12 protein-coding genes are annotated in these 12591 nt (G+C 70.8%); 9 read left to right on the top strand and 3 right to left on the bottom strand.

The window, feature by feature from the left end:
- Positions 1 to 386: 386 nt before the first annotated feature.
- Positions 387 to 1178 carry an acetoacetate decarboxylase family protein gene (locus ACFQ7F_RS32650; RefSeq protein WP_383278314.1) on the top strand — a complete coding sequence of 264 codons (792 nt, stop codon included), beginning with the start codon at positions 387 to 389 and terminating at the stop codon, positions 1176 to 1178.
- Positions 1179 to 1217: 39 nt separating this feature from the next.
- Here ACFQ7F_RS32650 and ACFQ7F_RS32645 read toward each other — a convergent pair whose 3' ends face one another.
- Complete coding sequence (locus tag ACFQ7F_RS32645) at positions 1218 to 2699, bottom strand: APC family permease (protein ID WP_383278311.1); 1482 nt, start codon at positions 2697 to 2699, stop codon at positions 1218 to 1220.
- A 225-nt stretch (positions 2700 to 2924) separates the two neighbouring features.
- Between ACFQ7F_RS32645 and ACFQ7F_RS32640 the strand changes: the two genes are divergently transcribed.
- From ACFQ7F_RS32640 to ACFQ7F_RS32630, 3 genes are all read left to right on the top strand, one after another.
- A complete protein-coding gene (locus tag ACFQ7F_RS32640) occupies positions 2925 to 3497 on the top strand; it encodes a MarR family winged helix-turn-helix transcriptional regulator (RefSeq protein ID WP_383278308.1) in 573 nt (190 codons plus the stop codon).
- Positions 3498 to 3608: 111 nt separating this feature from the next.
- Entirely contained in the window at positions 3609 to 4067 is a 459-nt protein-coding gene (locus tag ACFQ7F_RS32635) for a MarR family winged helix-turn-helix transcriptional regulator (protein WP_383278364.1), read from the top strand.
- Positions 4068 to 4277: 210 nt separating this feature from the next.
- Positions 4278 to 5204 carry an LLM class flavin-dependent oxidoreductase gene (locus ACFQ7F_RS32630; protein ID WP_383278305.1) on the top strand — a complete coding sequence of 309 codons (927 nt, stop codon included), beginning with the start codon at positions 4278 to 4280 and terminating at the stop codon, positions 5202 to 5204.
- Positions 5205 to 5241: 37 nt separating this feature from the next.
- Here ACFQ7F_RS32630 and ACFQ7F_RS32625 read toward each other — a convergent pair whose 3' ends face one another.
- Together ACFQ7F_RS32625 and ACFQ7F_RS32620 are read right to left on the bottom strand one after the other, a co-directional pair.
- Positions 5242 to 6111, bottom strand: a complete 870-nt coding sequence (locus tag ACFQ7F_RS32625; protein WP_383278302.1) for a gamma-glutamyl-gamma-aminobutyrate hydrolase family protein — start codon at positions 6109 to 6111, stop codon at positions 5242 to 5244.
- Positions 6108 to 7613 (bottom strand): aldehyde dehydrogenase, encoded by a 1506-nt coding sequence (locus tag ACFQ7F_RS32620; RefSeq protein ID WP_383278299.1) that lies wholly within the window; start codon positions 7611 to 7613, stop codon positions 6108 to 6110. Before ACFQ7F_RS32620 ends, ACFQ7F_RS32625 begins: the two co-directional genes overlap by 4 nt.
- Positions 7614 to 7739: 126 nt before the next feature.
- Here ACFQ7F_RS32620 and ACFQ7F_RS32615 point away from each other — a divergent pair, with 126 nt between their 5' ends.
- From ACFQ7F_RS32615 to ACFQ7F_RS32595, 5 genes are read left to right on the top strand one after another with little or no spacing between them, the layout of a single operon-like run.
- A complete protein-coding gene (locus ACFQ7F_RS32615) occupies positions 7740 to 9296 on the top strand; it encodes an aldehyde dehydrogenase (RefSeq protein ID WP_383278296.1) in 1557 nt (518 codons plus the stop codon).
- Complete coding sequence (locus ACFQ7F_RS32610) at positions 9289 to 10233, top strand: 3,4-dihydroxyphenylacetate 2,3-dioxygenase (RefSeq protein ID WP_383278293.1); 945 nt, start codon at positions 9289 to 9291, stop codon at positions 10231 to 10233. The genes ACFQ7F_RS32615 and ACFQ7F_RS32610 overlap by 8 nt, the downstream gene beginning before the upstream one ends.
- Entirely contained in the window at positions 10230 to 11093 is an 864-nt protein-coding gene (locus ACFQ7F_RS32605) for a fumarylacetoacetate hydrolase family protein (protein WP_383278290.1), read from the top strand. Before ACFQ7F_RS32610 ends, ACFQ7F_RS32605 begins: the two co-directional genes overlap by 4 nt.
- A 26-nt stretch (positions 11094 to 11119) precedes the next feature.
- The gene (locus ACFQ7F_RS32600; protein ID WP_383278287.1) at positions 11120 to 11311 is read left to right on the top strand and encodes a ferredoxin; all 192 of its coding nucleotides are present in this window, start codon (positions 11120 to 11122) and stop codon (positions 11309 to 11311) included.
- A gap of 39 nt (positions 11312 to 11350) precedes the next feature.
- Positions 11351 to 12544: an NAD(P)/FAD-dependent oxidoreductase gene (locus tag ACFQ7F_RS32595; RefSeq protein ID WP_383278362.1), complete on the top strand. Its 1194-nt coding sequence runs from the start codon at positions 11351 to 11353 to the stop codon at positions 12542 to 12544.
- Positions 12545 to 12591: the final 47 nt, after the last annotated feature.

Below are 12591 nucleotides of genomic sequence, written 5' to 3'. Positions count from 1 at the left end.
CGCCGGGGATCAGTCCCACTCACCTGCAGGCGGCATCGAGGCGTGAGGGGGCGTGACGTGCCCCAGTCGCCGGGGATCGGCCCCACTCACCCGCAGGCGGCATCGAGACGTGAGGGGGTGTGTCGGTATGTCTGCCCGGAGCACGGTTCGCATCGCTCCGGAGCCGAAGCAGTAAGGCGCCCACTGGCGGATAGCGAGGACGGACATACCGGCGCGCCCCCGCCCCACGGCCGGACCGGTCCCGCCCCCGCCCCACGGCCGGACCGGTCCCGCCCCCGCCCCGCGGCCGGACCGGCCCCGCACCCATGGCGCCCTCGCCCCCAGAGGCATATCGTACGGACCCAAACGACAGACGACAGTAGCGGCGACCCCGAAGGAGCCAGCCCATGCCCGGAGTTCAAGGATTCTTCCCGCCCAAGTCCGCGACGGGCCGCTCCTCGCTCATCCCGGCCCCGCCCTGGCACTACTCGGGCGACCTGCTCACCGTCGAGTACCGCACCGACCCGGCCAGGGTCCGCGAACTCCTCCCCGCTCCGCTCGACCTGGCGGCCGACGACCCCGGCGCCGTCGCCCTCATCTGGGCCGACTGGCAGTCCTGCGGGGAATCCCGGGTGGAGCTGCTCGACCCGGTGCGGGCCCAGTACAAGGAGTGCTTCGCGGTCGTGCGCTGCGGCTACCGCGGCCGTACCTACTCGCGCTGCGTCTACATCTGGGTCGACAAGGACTTCGCCATCGCCCGCGGCAACCACCAGGGCTACCCGAAGAAGCTCGGCTCGATCCACCTGACCCGGCCGCACCCCTTCGGCCCCGCGCCCCGCATCGAGGCGGGCGCCACCTTCGGTGCCACCCTCGCCGCCGCCGACCGCCGCCTGGCCCAGGCCGTGGTGACCCTGCGCGAGCCCTCCGAGACGAACGGCTTCGTCAACGCCCACCCCATGGCCCACCACCGCCAACTCCCCTCCATCGAGGGGAAGGGTCTGGCCCTCGACGAACTCATCGCATCCGGTGCCGCGTCCTTCGAGGGCGGTCAGCCCTGGTGGGGCGAGGCCGAGCTCGCCCTCTTCGACGCGCCCACCGAAGAGCTGGCCGCGCTGACCATCGAGGAGCCGATCGGCGCGTACTACCGCCAGGTGGGAGTGACGTGGAACGGCGGAACGCTGCTGGAGAGAGGCCTGTAGGGAGGAGGGTGTGGAAGGCAGAGCTCCCCGCACCAACAGCTACTGTCCCGCCGCCGACCCGATCCCCGCATACGTCTGAGGCCGAGCCCTCCGCAGCCACAGCCCCCACGCGATCCCCGCCGCAGCGGCCACGAGGATCAGGGACGGCAGGATCCACCGCAGCGGATTGCCGGGCGAAACCCCCAACTGAACGCTGAAGTTGGTCAGTGCCAGCCAGAAGAAGACCGCGAGCGCGACGCCCGACAGGAGCGGGGCGACAAGCCGGTTCCACAGGGGCTCGCTCAGTTCGCGGCGGCGCGCGAAGTAGGCGACGACCGATGCCGACGTGGCGAGCAGGAGCAGGATCACGCCGAGGGCTCCGAGGTTGGTCAGCCACGTGAAGACGTCCATCACCGGGTCGCGCCCCGCGAGCGCGAAGACGGCGATGACGGCGAGACTGAGCGCGGTCTGGAGCAGGGAGCCCCGGTGCGGAGACCCGTGCCGCGGGTGGATCACCCCGAGCCCGCGCGGCAGCACACCCTCCCGGCCGAGTGAACGGGCGTAGCGGGAAACGGCGTTGTGGAAGGAGAGCAGCGCGGCAAGGAGGCTGGTGATGAGGAAGAGCTGCGCGAAGTCGGAGAAGGCCGAACCCAGGCCGCTGCTCCGGTCGCTGAGGAAGAACAGCATCTCCGGCCCCTGCTCGGCCGCGACCTTCGTGGCCTGCCCGGTGCCCGCGCCGCTGATCATGGCCCACGCGGTAGCCGCGTAGAAGACACCGATGAGCCCGACGGCGATATAGGTGGCGCGCGCCACCGTGCGGCGCGGATCACGGCACTCCTCGCTGTAGAGCGCCGCCGACTCGAAGCCCATGTACGCGGCGAACACGCAGCACAGCGCGACCCCCAGCGAGCCGTCCGTGGCGGCGCCCCAGGTGAGCGGGGTGGCGGAGATGCCCTGCGGGGCGTCGGCGAACTGACCGATGTCGAAGACGAGCACGGTGCCGAACTCGAGCACGAGCAGCACGGCGAGCACCTTCACGCCCAGGTCCACGCGCCGGTACCCGAGCGCCCCCACGACGGCGACGCACGCGAAGACGAGCGCCCACCAGGGGATGTCCACGCCGGTCTTGGAGTCGATGAACTGCGCGGTCGTCGCCCCGAAGAGCCCCGCGATGCCGATCTGCATGGCGTTGTACGCGAGCAGCGCGACGAAGGCCACGCCGACACCGGCGGTGCGGCCGAGACCCTGGGCCGTGTACGCGTAGAACGCCCCGGCGCCCGTGATGCGCCGGCTCATCGCCGCGTATCCAGCGCTGAAGAGCGCGAGGACGACGCCGATGAGGAGATAGAGGAGGGGTATGCCGAGGATGCCCGTGACGCCGAGGGACTGCGGTATGCCACCCGCGGCCACGGTGAGCGGGGCCGATGCCGCGACGACGAAGAAGACGATGCCGGTGACGCCGATACGGCGCTCGGGTGCGGAGGCTGAGGCGGAGGAGAGGGACGGCGCGGGCGTGGGCGTGCCGGGGTGATCGATGGCCATACCGGGACTCCGGGGAGGGGAGGGTAGGGGAGAGCAGGAGAGGGCGTATCCACTGGAAACGCGTTATCGTTTGAGCCCGTACGAATTCGAGTGGCGCTGATGGTACGGACGCGTATGCGCCCCGGCAAGAGGTCTTGGCAGACTGTGGCGGTCGGCCGGAACCACAGCGGACGCGCGAGGCGCAGGCGACGCGCAGGCGACGCGCAGGAACGAGGAGATACGGACGTGACGGGCTACCGCACCATCCGCGAGACCGAGAAGGCGGTCAGGGCCAAGCTCGGCGGCACCCCCGTCAAGTACGAGCAGATGGCCGCCGTCTCGAACATCTACCGCGCGGCGTCGGCCGTCCGGCAGCACTTCGAGAACTCCGTGCTGCGCGGGGCCGAGCTGACGTGGACGTCGTTCGTGGTCCTCTACGTGGTCTGGATCTGGGGAGAGATGGAGACGCGGTACGTCGCCGAGGAGGCGGGCATCTCCAAGGGCACGCTGACCGGGGTCGCCCGGACGCTGGCGGGCCGGGGTCTGCTGGAACGCCGGGGCCACCCCGACGACGGACGGCTCGCGCTGCTGCGGCTCACCGAGGAGGGGGAGCGCCTGATGGAGAAGGTGTTCCCCGCCTTCAACGCGGAGGAGGCGTTCGTCGCCGACGGGTTGACGGACGAGGAGTGCAGGACGCTGGCCGACCTGCTGCGGAAGATCGTGGTGCAGACGGAGGAGAAGGGGGACGAGCGGCGGCTGGAACTCCTGGACGGCGAGGAGCCGGTTCCTCGCAGGAGCGGGCGGCGCGCCAAGGGGTGAGCTGACTGCCGGAGCCTTGGATACCGCTGATCACCCCACATAGTTCGCTGCACGAATTATGTGGGTTCTCGATGCTATCCTGGCCGAGTGGATAAGCGTGATGATGGGCAGATGGGGATAGTGGCCGCACTGGTGCGGTCCTCGTTCTTGGTGAACGCGGTGTATGCCGAGTCCGGGCGGGAGTATGGAGTGACCCCGCAGCAGGGGCAGTTGCTCTGCGTGCTCATGGCGCGGCCTTACGGAATGAGCGAGTTGGGGTCGGTGCTGAGGCTTGCCAAGTCGAGCCTCACCGGCCTGGTGGACCGCACCGAGCGCAATGGCCTGGTGCGACGCGAACCGGATCCGCGGGACACGCGTGCCGTGCGGGTCAATCTCACGGCCCAAGGCGCCAAGCTGGCAAGGGAGTTCTACGACGAGACCTGCAGGCGGATCGAGGGATTGCCCGCGACCCTCGACGCGGCCGAGCGTGACGCGCTCGCCGGCCTGCTGGGCCGCGTCGTGCTGGACAACGAGGTTCCGATGATCTTCGCGGCGCAGGCGGAGGGGCCCCCCGTGGACCGTGAGCGCTGAGGCCGCGATACCGCATTCTGCAGAAGAGGGTTGCAGTTCGCGCCACGAACTAATACTGTTCGTGACACGAACTGCAACCCTTTCTCTCTCTGTGTGTGGAGGGTGTCGTCGCGGCGCCGAACGGAGCCAAGGCCGCCGCACCGCCCGAGGCGTACGTCTGGTGATCACATCCCTGCGATCCATCCAACGAACCGAATGAAGGGCAGAGCCGTGTCTGTTTCCGAGTCTGTACAAAGGGTCATCTTCGGTTTCGGCGCACACAGTGGCATCGATGACGGGCCGGAACTGCTGCGCATGGTCCAGCAGGCCGACCGTGCCGGTCTCGACCACTTCTCGCTGTCGGACCACCCCTACCTCGGCGAGCGCCTGGATGCTTACGCCGCCATCGGATTCCTTCTCGGACGTACCCAGCACATCGCGGGCTTCGCCAACGTGACCAACCTGCCGACCCGGCCCGCTCCCATGCTGGCCCGGGCGGTGACGTCGCTGTCGGCGCTCTCCGGCGGCCGCGTCGTACTCGGCATGGGCGCGGGCGGACTGTGGGACCGGATCTCCGACATGGGAGTGGAACGGCTCACGCCGGCCGAGGCCGTGGGTGCCTTCGAGGAAGCGATCGTCCTGGTCAAGAAGCTGTCGGGTGGCGGTCCTGCGGTCACCCACCAGGGCCGCCACTACCAGGTGCACGAGATCGAGCCGTCCCCGGTGGCCGCGCCCCCGGTGTGGACCGGCTCGGTCGGCCGGAAGTCCCTGGCCGCCACCGGCCGGGTTGCCGATGGCTGGATCCCGGGCCACGCGGCGGACTGGCTCAGCGAGCGCTACCGCACGTCGCGGCCGGTCATCGACGAAGCGGCGGGTGCCGTGGGCCGCGATCCGCGCGAGATCCGCACCGTCTTCAACTTTCCCGGCCGCATCACCGACCGGCCACTGTCCGCCACCCGCGATACCGACGGGCGCTGGATCGGCGGTTCGGTCGATCAGTGGGTCGAGGAGCTGACCGGCGCCGTCCTTGACCACGCCGCGTCGGGCTTCACGCTCTTCTCGGCCGACGGCGGCACGCAGGACGTCACCTCCCTGGAGCGCTGGGCCGGCGAAATCGTCCCGGCCGTACGCGAAGCGATCGCGAAGGAAGACGGCTGAAGCTCAGACTCGGTGTCCGCCTGCTCATCGCAGGGCTTCAGATGCAGGCTCTTCTTAGCTTGTCCGGGGCTTGAGAGCCGGGGTCTGACGGGGCCGGGGAACGGCGTCGGGAAGGAGAAGCCGCTTGAACCAGCGCCCCGAACAACCCCTGCTGAGCCGCATCCGACGCGGCCGTATCCTCCGGATGCCACTGGACCGCCACGAACCACCCCTCCCCGTCAGGGAGTTCAAGCGCCTCGACGGTCCCGTCGGCAGCCCAGGCGCTGGCCACAAGCCCCCGCCCGATCACCTCCACGCATTGATGGTGGAAGCAGGAGACAGAGACGGACAACGACTCCGCCCCCAGCGTGCGAGCCACCGCCGAACCGGACGCCACGCGTACGGGATGCACCACATGCCGATGCGCCCCCACTCCCGTCCCCGATCCCTCCACCCCACCCATGTCCTGCCGAAGCGATCCCCCCAGCGCGACGTTCACCACCTGCAGCCCCCGGCAGACCGCGAGCAGAGGCAGGCCGCAGGCCAGGGCGCACCGCGCGAGGGCGAGGTCGAACGCGTCCTGCGCGTCATCGACGTCGTACACGGACCCGTGCACCTGGGTCTCGGCCTGGGCCTGGACCTGGACCTGCTCTTGGACCTGCTCTTGGACCTGCTCCTCGAAGCCGCCCCCACCCCCCGCGTACCGCCAGGGCGCCAAGTCCCCGCCCCCTGGCAGCAGCAGCCCGTCACAGTGGGCGAGCCGCGCCGCCGCTTCCCCCGGCGGGCCGGGCAGCATCATGAACGGCTCACCCCCCGCACGGAACACCGCCTCCGCCAACGCCCGCGCCGTCACCACAGCCTCGTACCGAAGAGCCGAAGTCGACGCCGCGTATCGCTGGGGCAGGGCGATCAAGGGGCGCAGCTTCACAGTTGGATCCAGGTTGTCTTGAGCTCCGTGTACTTCTCCACGGCGTGCACCGATTTGTCCCGCCCGTTCCCCGACTGCTTGTAGCCGCCGAACGGCACCGTCACGTCCCCCTCCTCGTAGCAGTTGACCCACACCGTCCCGGCCCGCAGGCGTCGCGCCACCGTGTGCGCGGTCGACAGATCCGAGGTCCAGAGACCGGCCGCGAGCCCGTACTCCGTGTCGTTGGCGAGCGCGACCGCCTCGTCGAGCGAGCCGAAGGTGAGGACGGAGAGGACCGGGCCGAAGATCTCCTCGCGGGCGAGCGGCATGTCGGGGGTGACCCGGTCGAAGACGGTGGGCGCGAAGTAGCTTCCGCCGGGCACGACTTCACGCCGTACGCCCCCGGCCCGTAGCCGCGCACCGCCCTCCGCGCCCTGCCGCACGTGCTCCAGGACGGATTCGACGCGCGCGGCGCCCGCCAGGGCGCCCATCTCCGTGGCGGGGTCCAGCGGATCACCCACCCGCAGGGCCCCGGCCCGTTCGACGACCGCCGCCGTCACCTCCTCCGCCACCGACTCGTGGACGAGGAGTCGCGAGGGCGCGGTGCACATCTCGCCCTGGTTGAAGAAGATGCCCCAGGCCGCAGTGGCCGCTGCCGCCGCGAGGTCGGGGGCGTCGGGCAGGATGATGTTGGGGGACTTGCCGCCGAGTTCGAGCCAGACGCGCTTGAGGTTGGAGTCGGCCGCGTAGTGGAGGAACTGGCGGCCCACCGCCGTGGAGCCGGTGAACGCGAGTACGTCCACGTCCGGATGGCGGCCGAGCGCGCGGCCCGCGGTCGGGCCGTCGCCCGCGACGACGTTCAGGGCACCGGGCGGAAGCCCCGCCTCGTCGGCGATCCTGCCGAGCAACAGGGCGGACAGGGGTGTGAGTTCGGAGGGTTTCAGGACCACCGTGCAGCCTGCCGCGAGCGCCGGGGCCAGCTTCCAGGCCGCGAGCGTCAGCGGGAAGTTCCACGGGACCACCGCGCCGACGACGCCGGACGGCTCGCGTGTGACGAGGGCGAGCGCTTCGGGGTCGGTGTGCGGGGCGGTGTCGGTCAGCTTGTCGGCGAGCTGGCCGTACCAGCGGAAGGTGTTGGCCAGGGCGCGCAGTTCGACGCCGTACGACTCAGTGATCGGTTTGCCGTTCTCCAGGCAGACCGTGAGGGCGAGAGCAGAGCGGTGCTCTTCGATGAGAGCGGCGATCCGCAGCAGGGTCCGGCCCCGGTCGGCGGGGGAGAGGCGCGGCCAGGGACCCGCGTCGAAGGCGCGGCGAGCGGCTGCCACCGCCAGGTCCACTTCCTTCTCGCCCGCGTCCGCGACCATCGCGAGCGTGCGGCCGTCGCGCGGCGATACGACGGGGAACGCGCTCCCCGAGCCGTCCGTGTCGGCGCCCGCGATGCGGTGCCGGGTGGGGAGTGCGAGCGCTTCCGCCCGGCGTATCCAGTCCTGATGGCCGCTGGTGGTCAGGGCGTCGTCCGGCATGGAGTCCTCCTGGGGTATTTCGTTTGAGTTCAAACGGTAGCTGAACCGGCCGGTCCGATCGAGGGGTTGACCCCGTCACCCCGCCGCTCCTAATGTTGTTTGGGTTCAAACGAACTGGAGGAAGTCATGGCTCCCCCCACTCCCGCGCCCCCGGCGAACCCCCCGCACACGGCGACCGTGGCAGGTGTCCCCGTCGACACCCGGCACTGGATCGGCGGAGAGCGCGTCGCCTCTGCCTCTGCCTCCGTGCCCGGGGCTGCGTCCGCCGCCACCTCCGCGTCGAACGCCACCTTCACCGACCACTCGCCCCTCGACGGCGCCCCGCTCGCCGAGATCGCCCGCGGTGGCGCGGAAGAGGCCCGGGCGGCCATGGCCGCGGCCCGCGAGGCCTTTCCCGGCTGGGCCGCCACCCCGCCCGCCGAGCGCGCCCGGCTCCTGCACGCGGTCGCCGACGGAGTCGAGGCCCGCATCGAGGACCTCGCCGCCGTCGAGACCGCCGACAACGGCGCGCTCCTGCGCTCCCACCGCCGCGGCGTCATGCCCCGCGTCGCCCACAACCTCCGCTACTTCGCCGACCGCCTCCTCGCCCTCGCCCACGACGACTTCGAGACCAGGGGCCACACGAACCACGTGAGCTGGGACCCGGCGGGCCCGGCCGTCCTGATCACGCCGTGGAACGCGCCGCTGATGCTGGCCAGTTGGAAGATCGGGCCCGCCCTTGCCGCCGGGAACACCGTCGTCCTCAAGCCCGCCGAGTGGACCCCGCTGACCGCCTCGCTCTTCGCGGACATCGCGCACGAGGCGGGGCTTCCTGCCGGAGTCTTCAATGTGGTGCAGGGGTACGGCGCGGAGGTGGGCGAGGCCCTTGTCGCCGACCCTGACGTGCGCCGGATCAGCTTCACCGGGTCCGTTCCCACCGCGCGGCGGATCGCCGCGATCGCGGGTGCGCACCTTGTTCCGTGCAGCTTCGAGCTGGGCGGCAAGTCCCCGCTGCTCGTCTTCGCCGACGCCGATCCGGAGCTCGCGGCCGACCTCGCCGTCGAGCAGTTCGACAACGCGGGGCAGGTCTGCCTGGCCGCCACCCGCATCCTGGTCGAGGAGTCCGCGCGGGACGCTTTCCTCGGGCACGTTCTTGACCGAGTAACAAAGCTGACTCAGGGAGATCCGCGCGACGAGGCCACCGACGTCGGGCCCAACATCCACCCCCGGCACGTCGAACGCGTCGACGGATTCGTGCGGCGCGCCCTGGACGCGGGCGCGAAGGCGGTGATCGGCGGCGGCCGCAACACCGAGCTCGGCGGGAACCACTACCGCCCCACCCTCCTCACCGACGTCGCCCAGGACTCCGAGATCGTGCAGGAAGAGGTCTTCGGGCCCGTCCTCACCCTCCAGACCTTCCCCGACGGTGACGAGGACGAGGCCGTGCGCCTCGCCAACGACACCCGCTTCGGCCTCGCCGCGACCCTCGCCACCGGCGACCGTGAGCGCGCCGCACGGGTCGGCGCACGACTCGTCGCCGGCACGGTCTGGGTCAACTGCTTCTTCGTGCGCGACCTCTCCGCACCCTTCGGCGGCTCCCGCGATTCGGGGATCGGGCGCGAGGGCGGCGACTGGTCCTTCGACTTCTACTGCGACCTGAAGAACACCGTGACTGCGTCGAAGGGGTGGGCCCGCCATGGGTGAGATCGTCGGGGCGGGGCTCCTCGCCCACGTGCCCACCATCGTGCTGCCCGAAGAGACCCGCAAAGAGCTCAACGAAGGCCGCGAGATCAGCCTGGTCCCCGGACTGCGCCGCCTGCGCGAAGAGGTCTTCGAGACCCTCGACCACGACACCGTCGTCGTCCTCGACTCGCACTGGGCCACCACGGTCGAGTTCGTCGTCTCGGCGCACGCGCGTCGCGCAGGGCTCTTCAGCTCGGAGGAGCTGCCGCGCGGCATGTGCCGAATGCCGTACGACTATCCGGGCGACCCCGAACTTGCCGACACCATCAGTGAGTTCGCGGACCGCCACGGGACGTGGATCACCCCGATCGACGACCCGTACCTGCCGGTCCACTACGCCACGATCAACCTCTGGAAGTACCTGGGCGAAGGCCTCCCGGACAAGAAGTGGCTCTCGATCGGGGTCTGCCAGACCGGCGACACCGAGGACCACCTGCGCCTCGGCCGCGCGCTCGCCGACGGGATCGCCGCGCTGCCCGACCGCAAGGTCCTCCTCATCGCGTCCGGCGCCCTCTCGCACACCTTCTGGCCGCTGCGGCAGCTGCGCGACCACGAGTCGAGCGAGCCTTCCCACATCCGCACGCCCGAGGCGCGGGCCGCCGACGAGCGGCGCATCGAGTGGTTCGAGAGCGGCGACCACGCCGCGGTCCTGCGCACCATGCCGGAGTTCCTCACGCACAAGCCCGAGGCGCGCTTCGGCCACTACCTCATGATGATCGGTGCTCTCGGAGAAGAGCGGTGCTCCGCGCCCGGGCGCGCCTTCAGCGACTACGAGAACTCGGTGGGCACCGGCCAGATGCACCTGTGGTTCGACCGCCCCGCAGAGGGCTGGACCGCCACCGCCGCCACCGTCACCACCGCCGCCGAGCACGCCGAGAGCGAGGTCTCCCTCGTATGACGACCAACACGACCACCGTCGAATACCGCCGCATCCTCCTCGAAGGTGCCGCGGCCCAGGTCGTACGCGAGGGGGACGAGCTGGTCGCGGCCGACGGCCGCCGGGTGAAGGCGGCGGAGGCGCACCACCTCCCTCCCGTACGCCCCTCCAAGGTGATCGCCGTCCACCTCAACCACCGCAGCAGGGTGGAGGAGTTCGGCGTCGGCCTGCCACCCGCGCCGACCTACTTCCACAAGCCCATCTCGGCGCTGAACGCGCACGGCGGCGCGGTCGTCCGCCCCGAGGGCTGCAAGTACCTCAACTACGAGGGCGAGATCGGCATCGTCATCGGCCGCACCTGCCGCAACATCGCCCCCGCCGACGCGGGCGCGCACATCGCGGGCTACACCGTCGCCAACGACTACGGCCTGCACGACTTCCGCGACACCGACGCCGGTTCGATGCTCCGGGTCAAGGGCTCCGACACGCTCTGCCCGCTGGGCCCTGGCCTCGTCACGGGATGGGACTTCCACTCCAAGTACCTGCGGACGTACGTCAACGGGGAACTGGTGCAGGACGGTTCGACGGACGAGATGGAGTGGGACATGCACTATCTCGTCGCCGACATCGCCCGCACGATCACGCTGGAGCCGGGCGACGTGCTCCTGTCCGGTACCCCCGCGAATTCGCGGCCCGTGCGGCCGGGAGACGTCGTCGAGGTCGAGGCCGAGGGCCTCGGCCGCCTCACGAACCACATCGTCACAGGTCCGACGGCCATCCGCTCCGACGTCGGCGCCCAGCCCACGGAGTCCGAGGAGGTCGTGTCGACGGCCTTCGGAGGCGACTGGGAGTTCCGCGGCCAGCGGCCCCCACGCCGCTGAATCCCCTCATTCCTATGGGAGTTCATATGCTCAAGGTGATCGTCGACCTCGACGTCTGCCAGGACCACGGGCAGTGCGTCTTCGCCGCGCCGGACGTCTTCACGCTCGACCAGGAAGGCCATCTCGCGTACACCGAATCGCCCGACGAGGCTCTGCGCGCCGATGCGGAGGACGCCGCCGACGTCTGCCCGCTCCAAGCCATCCGGGTCGAGGGCTGACCCGCCGTGACCTCGGCGGGATCGGCGGGATCGGTGGGAATCGCTGTCGTCGGCGCGTCGCTCGGTGGGCTGCGGGCGGCCGAACAGTTGCGGGCGGCAGGGTGGGAAGGGCCGATCACGGTGTACGGGGATGAGCCCCACCTCCCTTACAACCGCCCCCCGTTGTCCAAGGAGGTCCTCGCGGGCGAGGCCTCGGCCACGGTCACGGCGCTGCGTCGGCGCCCCAGTATCGACGATGTGGAATGGCGGCTCGGCTCGGCGGTCACGGCCGCCGATCTGTCCGCGCGCACGCTCACCCTGGCCGATGGTTCGGTTCATGGGTACGAGGGCCTGGTGGCCGCTACAGGGGTGCGGCCACGCAGGCTTCCCTTGACCGGGGGTCCGCCACGGCATGTCGTACGGACGCTGGAGGACTCGGCGGCGCTGCGTTGCGAACTGGGGTATGGCGTCAGGGTGTTGGTGATCGGCTCGGGCTTCATCGGCTGCGAGGTGGCGGCCACGGCCCGCAAGGCGGGATGCGAGGTGACGGTCGTCGCGCCGGAGGCCGAGCCGATGATGCTCGCGGTGGGCGAGGAGCTCGGGCGGGCGCTGCGGCGGCGGCACGAGGCACGTGGGGTGCGGTTCCGGATGGGGCGGCTTGTCGCGGAACTGGGCGACGGGCGCGTGGTGTTGGACGACGGGAGCGAGTGCGCGGCCGATGTCGTCGTCGAGGCCGTCGGCTCGATGCCCAATGTGGAGTGGCTGAGGGCGGGCGAGGGGGCGGGTGTCGGCCTCGACCTGACGGACGGCATCCTCTGCGACGCGCATCTGCGGATCGGGGGGCTTCCGCACGCCGTGGCCGTGGGGGACGTGGCGCGCTTCCCGAACCCTCGATACGGCGCGCTCGCGCGGCGGGTCGAGCACTGGTCGATGCCGGCGGACTGCGCGCGGCACGGGGCGCGGGTCCTTGTGGCGGGGCTCGGGGGCGGGGAGCACGGCTTGGCGCCGTTCGCTCCGCTGCCGTCCTTCTGGAGCGACCAGTTCGATGTGCGGGTGCAGTCGTTCGGGCTGCCGGGGGTGGGGGAGGGGGCCCGGCTGTTGGAGGGGGATGTTGAGGGGGACATGGTTTACGGGTATTACGTGGGGGAGCGGTTGGTGGGGGTAGTCGCGCTTGGTGGCCCTAAGGCTGTGGGTCTGGCCGGGCGCTATCGGGCGGAGCTGATGATGTTGCCGGAGGGGGAGAAGGTGCCGTAGGGACGGGCCCTGCGGGGCTCTCCCCAACCCCGCCCCTTCCCGAAACC

Source organism: Streptomyces sp. NPDC056486 (assembly GCF_042795295.1).
Lineage (GTDB): Bacteria > Actinomycetota > Actinomycetes > Streptomycetales > Streptomycetaceae > Streptomyces.
The sequence above is the reverse complement of the archived record's forward strand: the minus strand, read 5'-3'. Positions and strand labels throughout refer to the sequence as shown.

What these genes read in the sequence shown, in the direction of transcription:
- ACFQ7F_RS32615 (WP_383278296.1), top strand. Translation starts at nt 7,740, where the DNA reads ATGGCTCCCCCCACTCCCGCGCCCCCGGCGAACCCCCCGCACACGGCG.
- ACFQ7F_RS32605 (WP_383278290.1), top strand. Translation starts at nt 10,230, where the DNA reads ATGACGACCAACACGACCACCGTCGAATACCGCCGCATCCTCCTCGAA.
- ACFQ7F_RS32650 (WP_383278314.1), top strand. Translation starts at nt 387, where the DNA reads ATGCCCGGAGTTCAAGGATTCTTCCCGCCCAAGTCCGCGACGGGCCGC.
- ACFQ7F_RS32635 (WP_383278364.1), top strand. Translation starts at nt 3,609, where the DNA reads ATGGGGATAGTGGCCGCACTGGTGCGGTCCTCGTTCTTGGTGAACGCG.
- ACFQ7F_RS32620 (WP_383278299.1), bottom strand. Translation starts at nt 7,613, where the DNA reads ATGCCGGACGACGCCCTGACCACCAGCGGCCATCAGGACTGGATACGC.
- ACFQ7F_RS32610 (WP_383278293.1), top strand. Translation starts at nt 9,289, where the DNA reads ATGGGTGAGATCGTCGGGGCGGGGCTCCTCGCCCACGTGCCCACCATC.
- ACFQ7F_RS32645 (WP_383278311.1), bottom strand. Translation starts at nt 2,699, where the DNA reads ATGGCCATCGATCACCCCGGCACGCCCACGCCCGCGCCGTCCCTCTCC.
- ACFQ7F_RS32600 (WP_383278287.1), top strand. Translation starts at nt 11,120, where the DNA reads ATGCTCAAGGTGATCGTCGACCTCGACGTCTGCCAGGACCACGGGCAG.